The organism is Methylobacterium sp. E-016, from assembly GCF_022829745.1.
In the GTDB taxonomy this organism is placed as follows: domain Bacteria; phylum Pseudomonadota; class Alphaproteobacteria; order Rhizobiales; family Beijerinckiaceae; genus Methylobacterium.
Genome location: NZ_JAKSYF010000122.1, coordinates 37,488 through 44,575 on the forward strand (window position 1 = coordinate 37,488; position 7,088 = coordinate 44,575).

The following is a 7,088-nucleotide window of genomic DNA, read 5'->3' on the forward strand; positions in this document are numbered from 1 at the left end:
GAGCGCCCGCCCGAAGGTCCGACCGATGTCCCAGACGCCCCCCGACCGCCTCGCCGTGAACCCGAACAGCCCGTTCTACGACGAAATCATTCTGGAGCGCGGCATCGGCATCCGCTTCAAGGGCGTCGAGAAGACCAACGTCGAGGAATATTGCGTCAGCGAGGGCTGGGTCCGCCTCAGCGCCGGCAAGACCCTGGACCGCGCCGGCAACCCGATGACGGTGAAGCTCAAGGGCACGGTCGAGCCCTACTTCCGCGACGCCGCACCCGAAGCCTGAGCCTCGCGCCGGCCGCGCGCCAGGTCGAAATCGCGCAGGGTACCCGCGACCAGGGCCGCGACCTGCTCCGGGCTGCGCGCATCCCGGACCACGAGGCTCGCCAGCACGTCGGTGCGGCGTTGCCGCTGCTTGGTCGTCCGGGCGTGGTTCGAGAGCCGCAGGGCGAAGCCGCATCCCGCGCGTTGGAGGTACAGGCTGTCGCCGCGCTCGTTGCGCGCGGTCACCCGGAAACCGTGCTCGGCGAGAAGCCGCGCCGCGTGCGCGAGCGCCGCGGCCGGGGGCAGGGCGCGTGCGCCCGAGCCGGTCACGGACCGGCCGGCTCGATGGTGCCGAGGGCGCGGCGTCCCAGGGTCCGCGTCTTCAGCCGCAGCGCCGGCCGCTCGATGGCGTACCACGAGGCCGCGGCCACCGGGATCGTGAGCGCGAGCGCCGGGATCAGCAGCAGCGCCGGGGAAGCATCGGGCCACGAAGCATGCAGGCTCTGCTGCACCGGCCAGCCGTAGAGGTAGATCCCGTAGGAGAGGTCCGCGGCCGGGTCGAAGGCCTTGCGCGCCAGCCAGGGCGACAGCCCTAGCCAGATTGCGCCGTAGCCTTCCGCGGTGAACAGCAGCGTGCGGTAGAGCGGGGTGTGGCGCGCCAGGAGGCAGGCCAGCGCCAGGATCGCGAGCGGGACGACCGAGAGGCGCACGGATGCCCTTCCGGCGTAGAGCGCCGCGCCGATCGCGAAGATCAGCGGCAGCCGCAACGCCGTCTCAAGGCCCTTCGGCAGGTCGGGATGCCTCGCATCCGCGATCAGGAGCGCGATCGCGAAGCCGGCGGCGATCAGCGGCACCACCAAGCGCGTCCGCAACGCGCCGACGAGGCCGGTGGCGACGACGCCCAGATAGCACAGGGTCTCGTATTTCAGGGTCCAGACCGTGCCGAGCGGGCTGCGATACGGGTTGTCGGGAAAGACGCCCGGCAGCGACGCGTTGCTCTTTAAGGTGGTCAGCGTGCCACGCACGAAGCGCCAGACGCCGCCATCGCGCAGATACTCGCCGAGCGGCAGCGTGCTCATCGCGGCGCCGAGGACGAGGGCGACCAGCAGCGTCGCGGCGACGAGCCCCGGCAGGATGCGCAGGGTCCGTGCGATGAGGTAGTCGACGAGGCCGCGCCGGTCGAAGCTCATCGTCACGAGGAAGCCCGACACCGCGAAGAAGCCGTTCACCGCGTGCTCGCCGAGAGTGAAGCCGGTCGCCCGCGCCAGCGGCTCGTCGAGGGCGTTGCCGCTGGTGACGCTGAAGGCATGCGAGACCACCACCGCCAGCGCGAGTGCCAGGCGAAGGCCGGAGAAGCCGTTGTGCGGGCGGGCCAGCGCGTCCGCCACCGTCGCGGCGCGGGTCATTCGAGGCCCTCGCGGGCCAGCGCGGACCGGCCCCGCAGCGCGGCCCAGGCGCCCGCGGCCGAGCCGCCGTAGCGCTCGACGCCGGCACGCCGCAGGACCAGCAGGGACAGGCAGGCCTTGAGCGCGTTGGCCGCGAGCCCCGGCAGGATGGGGTCGGCGAGCCCGTACTTGCGGGCGACGTAGGCGCGCGACCACGCCTGGTGCCAGCGGGTGCGGAACACCCGGCCGCGCTCCGGCGCCGAGGAACGCCCGCGCCCGTGCAGGACCTCGGCGCCGTGCACGTGGACGAGGGCGCGGCCCGCATCGGCGATGCGGCGACAGAGGTCGTCGTCCTCGTAGAACAGGAAGATCCGCTCGTCGAAGCCGCCGAGCGCCAGGAAGAACGTCCGCTCGATCATCACGCACGCGCCGGACAGGAACGGCGCGCAGGCATCGCCCGCGGGCAGGTCGCGGCGCCCGCGCGGGTTGGTGAGGTACGGCGCCAGCAGGGAGCGCGGCTGGTAGAAGAACCGGCCGTCCGGCTCGACGATGCGCGGCGCGAACAATCCGGCCTCCGGCCAGCGCTCGGCGGCGGCGAGCAGGGCGTCGGCCGCGCCCGGCCGCAGGATCACGTCGGGGTTGAGGATCAGCACGTAGCGGGCCTGCGCGGCAACGCGGACGCCGAGGGTGTTGGCGCGGCCGTAGCCCTCGTTCCGAGCGTTGCGGACCACCTGCGCGCCGGCCGCCTCCGCGATCTCCGCCGATCGGTCGCGGCTCGCATTGTCGACGACGATCGCCGGCACATGCTCGGCCGCGAGCGCCGACAGGCAGGCCGGCAGAGCCTCGGCGCTGTCATGCGCGACGACGACGGCGACGAGGCTGGGCACTTAACGGACTCCCCGGGGCGACCGCTTTTCCCTCCCCCCTCTGCGGGGGGAGGGAAGGACGCGTGGGGTCACGCCTTCTTCTCAGGCAGGTTCAGGCGGATGTGCAGCTCGCGAAGCTGCTTCGGGGTCGCCTCGGACGGCGCGCCCATCATCAGGTCCTCGGCGCGCTGGTTCATCGGGAACAGCACCACCTCGCGGATGTTCGGCTCCTCGCAGAGCAGCATCACGATGCGGTCGACACCCGGCGCGATGCCGCCGTGCGGCGGGGCGCCGAGGCGCAGCGCGTTGAGCATGCCGCCGAACTTGGCTTCGAGCACGTCGCGCCCGTAGCCCGCGATCGCGAACGCCTTCTCCATGATCTCGGGCTTGTGGTTCCGGATCGCGCCCGACGACAGCTCGATGCCGTTGCAGACGATGTCGTACTGGAATGCCTTAATGTCGAGGATCTTGGCGTCGTCGCCCTCGCCGAGGGCCAGGAAGGCGTCGTGGTCGAAGTTCGGCATCGAGAACGGATTGTGCGAGAAGTCGATGTGCTTCTCGTCCTCGTTCCACTCGAACATCGGGAAGTCGGTGATCCAGCAGAACGCGAATTGGTCCTTGTCGGACAGGCCGAGGTCGTCGCCGATGCGGATGCGCGCCTTGCCGGCGAGCGCCGCGGCCTTCGCCTCGGTGCCGGCGGAAAAGAAGACCGCGTCGCCCGCCTTCGTCCCGGTCTTCTCGGCGATCCGCGCCAGGATCGGCGCGGGGATGAACTTGGCGATCGGGCCCTTGCCCGTGAGGGCGCCGTCGACCTCCTCGAACACCACGTAGCCGAGCCCGGGCGCGCCCTCGGCGCGGGCGAAGTCGTTGAGCTTGTCGAAGAACGAGCGCGGCTGCGTCGCCGCGCCCGTCGCCGGGATCGCGCGGACCACGCCGCCGGACTTGATCACGCCCTTGAACGCCTTGAACTCGACCGCGTCCTCGGCGAACTCGGCCGTGACGTCGGCGATGAGCAGCGGGTTGCGCAGGTCGGGCTTGTCGACGCCGTACTTCAGCATCGCGTCGGCGTAGGTGATGCGCGGAAACACGTCGGTGACGCGCTTGTCGCCGGCGAACTCCTTGAACACCCCGTGCAGAACCGGCTCGACCGCCTGGAACACGTCCTCCTGGGTGACGAAGCTCATCTCGATGTCGAGCTGGTAGAACTCGCCCGGCGAGCGGTCGGCGCGCGCATCCTCGTCGCGGAAGCAAGGCGCGATCTGGAAGTAGCGGTCGAAGCCGGCGATCATCGTCAGCTGCTTGAACTGCTGCGGCGCCTGCGGCAGCGCGTAGAATTTCCCGGGATGGACGCGGGAGGGGACGAGGTAGTCGCGTGCGCCCTCGGGGCTCGATGCCGTGAGGATCGGCGTCTGAAACTCGAAGAACCCGCCCTCGCGCATGCGCCGACGCAGCGAGTCGACGATCGCGCCGCGCTTCATGATGTTGGCGTGCAGCTTCTCGCGGCGCAGGTCGAGGAAGCGGTACCGCAGGCGGGTCTCCTCGGGGTACTCGAGGTCGCCGAAGACCGGCAGCGGCAGCTCGGCGGCCGCGCCCAGCACCTCGAGCTCGTCGATGTAGACCTCGACCGCGCCGGTCGGCAGCTCGGCGTTCTCGGTCCCGGCCGGCCGGGTGCGGACGCGCCCGTCGAGGCGCACGACCCATTCCGAGCGCACGGTGTTGGCCGCCTTGAAGGCCGGCGAATCCGAATCGACCACGCACTGCGTCAGCCCGTAATGGTCGCGCAGGTCGATGAAGAGCACGCCGCCATGGTCGCGGATGCGGTGGCACCAGCCGGAGAGGCGGACGGATGCGCCGACATCGGATGGGCGCAGCGCCCCGCAGGTATGGGTCCGGTAACGGTGCATCGCAAAACCTTGGAATGGAAGCGCGGCACCATTCACGCGAGGGGGGCGAAGTCAAGGCGCGCCGCGGGACCGGGCGGCCGGGTGCCGAGCCTCGCCGTCGCGGATGCCCGGCGGAACCGCGGGCCCAGCGAAGACGGCGCAGGTCCTCGGGGACGTCGAACCTGAGGATCGATGGGGATGCCGGCGCATCCGGCTCCCCTTTACAAGAAACCTCCGATATAGCCGGGGGCATGGATCTGATCAGTACGACGCAAGCGCTCCGCGACGCCTGCGACCGCCTCGCCGCGCAGAGCTTCGTCACCGTGGACACGGAGTTCATGCGCGAGACGACCTATTACCCCAAGCTCTGCCTGATCCAGATGGCGGCGCCGGACGGGACCGGCGTGCTGGTCGATCCGCTGGCGGACGGCATCGACCTCCAGCCCTTCGTCGACCTGATGGCGGACGAGGGCGTGGTGAAGGTGTTCCATTCCGCCCGCCAGGATCTCGAGATCATCTGGCTGATGGGCGGGCTGCTGCCGCAGCCGTTCTTCGACACCCAGGTCGCGGCGATGGTCTGCGGCTACGGCGACTCGGTGTCCTACGAGCAGCTGGTCAACGATGTGGCCAAGGCGAAGATCGACAAGTCCTCGCGCTTCACCGACTGGTCGCGGCGCCCGCTCTCGGACGCGCAGCTCTCCTACGCCCTGTCGGACGTCACCCATCTGGTGACCGTGTACGAGAAGCTGGTCGCCGACCTCGTGCGCGACGACCGCGGGCAGTGGCTCGACGAGGAGATGGCGGTGCTGACCTCGCCCGACACCTATCGCGCCGACCCGGCTCAGGCCTGGCGCCGCCTGTCGGGGCGGATGCGCAAGCCGCGCGAGATCGCGGTGCTGATGGAGGTCGCGGCCTGGCGCGAGCGCGAGGCGCAGACGCGCAACGTGCCGCGCGGGCGCATCCTGAAGGACGAGGCGGTGATCGACGTCGCGACCTCGGCGCCGCGCAGCGTCGAGGCACTCGGCCGGTTGCGCTCGATCCCGGCGGGCTTCGAGCGCTCGCGCACCGGCACCGACATCCTCGCCGCCGTCGAGCGCGGGTTCGCCCGCGACGTTGGCGAGATCGCGCTGCCCGAGCGCGGCCGCGGCCGCAGCGGCGGCAACGTGGCGCTGGTCGAGTTGCTGAAGGTGCTTCTGAAGGCGGTGTGCGAGACCGAGGGCGTCGCGCCGAAGATCATCGCCACGGTGGACGATCTTGAAGCGGTGGCCGACGACGACGCGGCCGACGTGCCGCTTCTCCAGGGCTGGCGCCGCGAGCTCTTCGGCAGCAAGGCGCTCGACCTGAAGCACGGTCGCCTCGCGCTCTCCGCCGAGGGCGGGCGCATCGTGGTGCGGTCGCTGGCCTGAACCGGCGATCGGCCGGCATCCGGTCATCGACGCGAGACCATCGCAGGCGAACCCGTGACACAGGGACGGACCGGGACTAAATGGCAATGCGATTGCCGAAACGTCCCAGGGCCCCACGTCGCATCCGATGCACGAACCCAACGAAGTCCTCCAGACGCTGACCGGGCGGGGCACCGTCTCGGCGGAGGGCTGCGGAACCGTCCGCGTCCGCTACCGGGTGATCGTGGAACGGCGGGCATCCGTCGTCACGGCCTATGGCAGCCTTCACGGAAGCCATGCCGGCCTGCGCCCGATCTGGCTGATCCCGGACTCCACCCTGCGCCTGAAGACCGGCCGGACCCTCGCGATCTCGCTCACCGACCTCGTCGGCGACGCCGCCGAGTTCGAGAGCACCGGCGCCGTCGGGACCCTCGCCTGAGATCGTCGCGGCCGGCTCGCGAGGCAATCCTCCTTCCCGGATGATCACCGTTGAGACGGCGATTCTCGACATCGCTCGGTGCAGAAAAATGCCGTTCTCAGTCGCCGACGGCGGTTTCATGCGACCAGAGCGCGCAGAAGCGGCAGGAAATCACCGAAGCTTGACCGCGAAGCATCCTCAGCGGTGTCGCGACCGGATTTTGCAGCGCATCTGCCCATTGCCAAGGCGATGCCGCGTCATGCCGCGCGAAGCGGCAGCGCACCGTGCACCGAACGCATGAAAAACGCGAATGCCGAAGCTCAAGCTGCAAACGGCGCATGTGTTTGCCGCTCATGCCGAAGCACAACACCTCGGTACGACGCCGTTTTGTGCGATGCACAATAAGTTTTTGCGGCGCGTCAACGACGCTGGTCTTCCCGCGAAGGTGCGGCGACTTGCGCACAACCCTATCGGAGGCGCTCGAACCGAGTTGACGAGGCTCAAAAATCTCTTAGAGTTCGTTCAAGCTTCGGTTTCGAGGGGGCCGCCTCAGGGATGGCGGCCTCTGGCTCGGCGACCCAAAGTCGTCGATTTCCTGCCCGCTACCGAAGCAAATCGATCCCTGTCGCAAAGAGTCAGGTCAGGTCTTCTCGACGCGGTCTGCGTCGTGTCCGGAAGGCATCAAGACTTGTCGGAGGAACACACATGAGAGCGGTTCATCTTCTCCTGCTTGGCGCGAGCCTTGCGGTTGCCGCCCCGGCGATCGCGAACGACGATCTGATGAAGCATTTGGCGAACCCGGCCGAGCAGGTGCTGCAGACGGTCGACTACGCCAACACGCGCTATTCGAAGCTCGACCAGATCAACGCGGGCAACGTCAAGAACCTCCAGGTGGC

Annotated in this window: 8 protein-coding genes and 1 pseudogene; 4 read left to right on the forward strand and 5 right to left on the reverse strand. The window is 69.6% G+C overall.

What is annotated here, in order from left to right; all coding sequences use genetic code 11:
• The first annotated feature begins 25 nt into the window (after nucleotides 1–25).
• A complete protein-coding gene (locus tag MKK68_RS16400; protein WP_244031417.1) occupies nucleotides 26–277 on the forward strand; it encodes a DUF3297 family protein in 252 nt (83 codons plus the stop codon).
• Here the strand turns inward: MKK68_RS16400 and MKK68_RS16405 are convergent.
• The 4 genes from MKK68_RS16405 to aspS all read right to left on the reverse strand — a co-directional run bounded on the left by MKK68_RS16405 (nucleotide 247) and on the right by aspS (nucleotide 4,410).
• On the reverse strand, nucleotides 247–585 hold the full coding sequence (locus MKK68_RS16405) for a hypothetical protein (RefSeq protein ID WP_244031420.1): 339 nt from the start codon (nucleotides 583–585) through the stop codon (nucleotides 247–249). The two genes, MKK68_RS16400 and MKK68_RS16405, sit on opposite strands and share 31 nt — an antisense overlap.
• A complete protein-coding gene (locus tag MKK68_RS16410; RefSeq protein WP_244031422.1) occupies nucleotides 582–1,661 on the reverse strand; it encodes an acyltransferase family protein in 1,080 nt (359 codons plus the stop codon). Before MKK68_RS16410 ends, MKK68_RS16405 begins: the two co-directional genes overlap by 4 nt.
• The gene (locus tag MKK68_RS16415; protein ID WP_147859285.1) at nucleotides 1,658–2,527 is read right to left on the reverse strand and encodes a glycosyltransferase family 2 protein; all 870 of its coding nucleotides are present in this window, start codon (nucleotides 2,525–2,527) and stop codon (nucleotides 1,658–1,660) included. The genes MKK68_RS16410 and MKK68_RS16415 overlap by 4 nt, the downstream gene beginning before the upstream one ends.
• Nucleotides 2,528–2,595: 68 nt before the next feature.
• The gene (aspS, locus tag MKK68_RS16420) at nucleotides 2,596–4,410 is read right to left on the reverse strand and encodes an aspartate--tRNA ligase (RefSeq protein ID WP_147728091.1); all 1,815 of its coding nucleotides are present in this window, start codon (nucleotides 4,408–4,410) and stop codon (nucleotides 2,596–2,598) included.
• A gap of 230 nt (nucleotides 4,411–4,640) precedes the next feature.
• On the opposite strand from aspS, the gene rnd reads away from it, so the two are divergent.
• Both rnd and MKK68_RS16430 read left to right on the forward strand, forming a co-directional pair.
• Nucleotides 4,641–5,795 carry a ribonuclease D gene (gene rnd, locus MKK68_RS16425; RefSeq protein WP_244031424.1) on the forward strand — a complete coding sequence of 385 codons (1,155 nt, stop codon included), beginning with the start codon at nucleotides 4,641–4,643 and terminating at the stop codon, nucleotides 5,793–5,795.
• Nucleotides 5,796–5,922: 127 nt separating this feature from the next.
• Nucleotides 5,923–6,213 (forward strand): hypothetical protein, encoded by a 291-nt coding sequence (locus tag MKK68_RS16430; protein ID WP_244031426.1) that lies wholly within the window; start codon nucleotides 5,923–5,925, stop codon nucleotides 6,211–6,213.
• A gap of 97 nt (nucleotides 6,214–6,310) precedes the next feature.
• Here the strand turns inward: MKK68_RS16430 and MKK68_RS16435 are convergent, their stop codons facing one another.
• Nucleotides 6,311–6,655: a hypothetical protein gene (locus MKK68_RS16435; protein ID WP_244031428.1), complete on the reverse strand. Its 345-nt coding sequence runs from the start codon at nucleotides 6,653–6,655 to the stop codon at nucleotides 6,311–6,313.
• Nucleotides 6,656–6,897: 242 nt separating this feature from the next.
• Between MKK68_RS16435 and MKK68_RS16440 the strand changes: the two are divergent.
• Nucleotides 6,898–7,088 (forward strand): annotated as a pseudogene (locus tag MKK68_RS16440) (PQQ-dependent dehydrogenase, methanol/ethanol family); the annotation flags it as partial.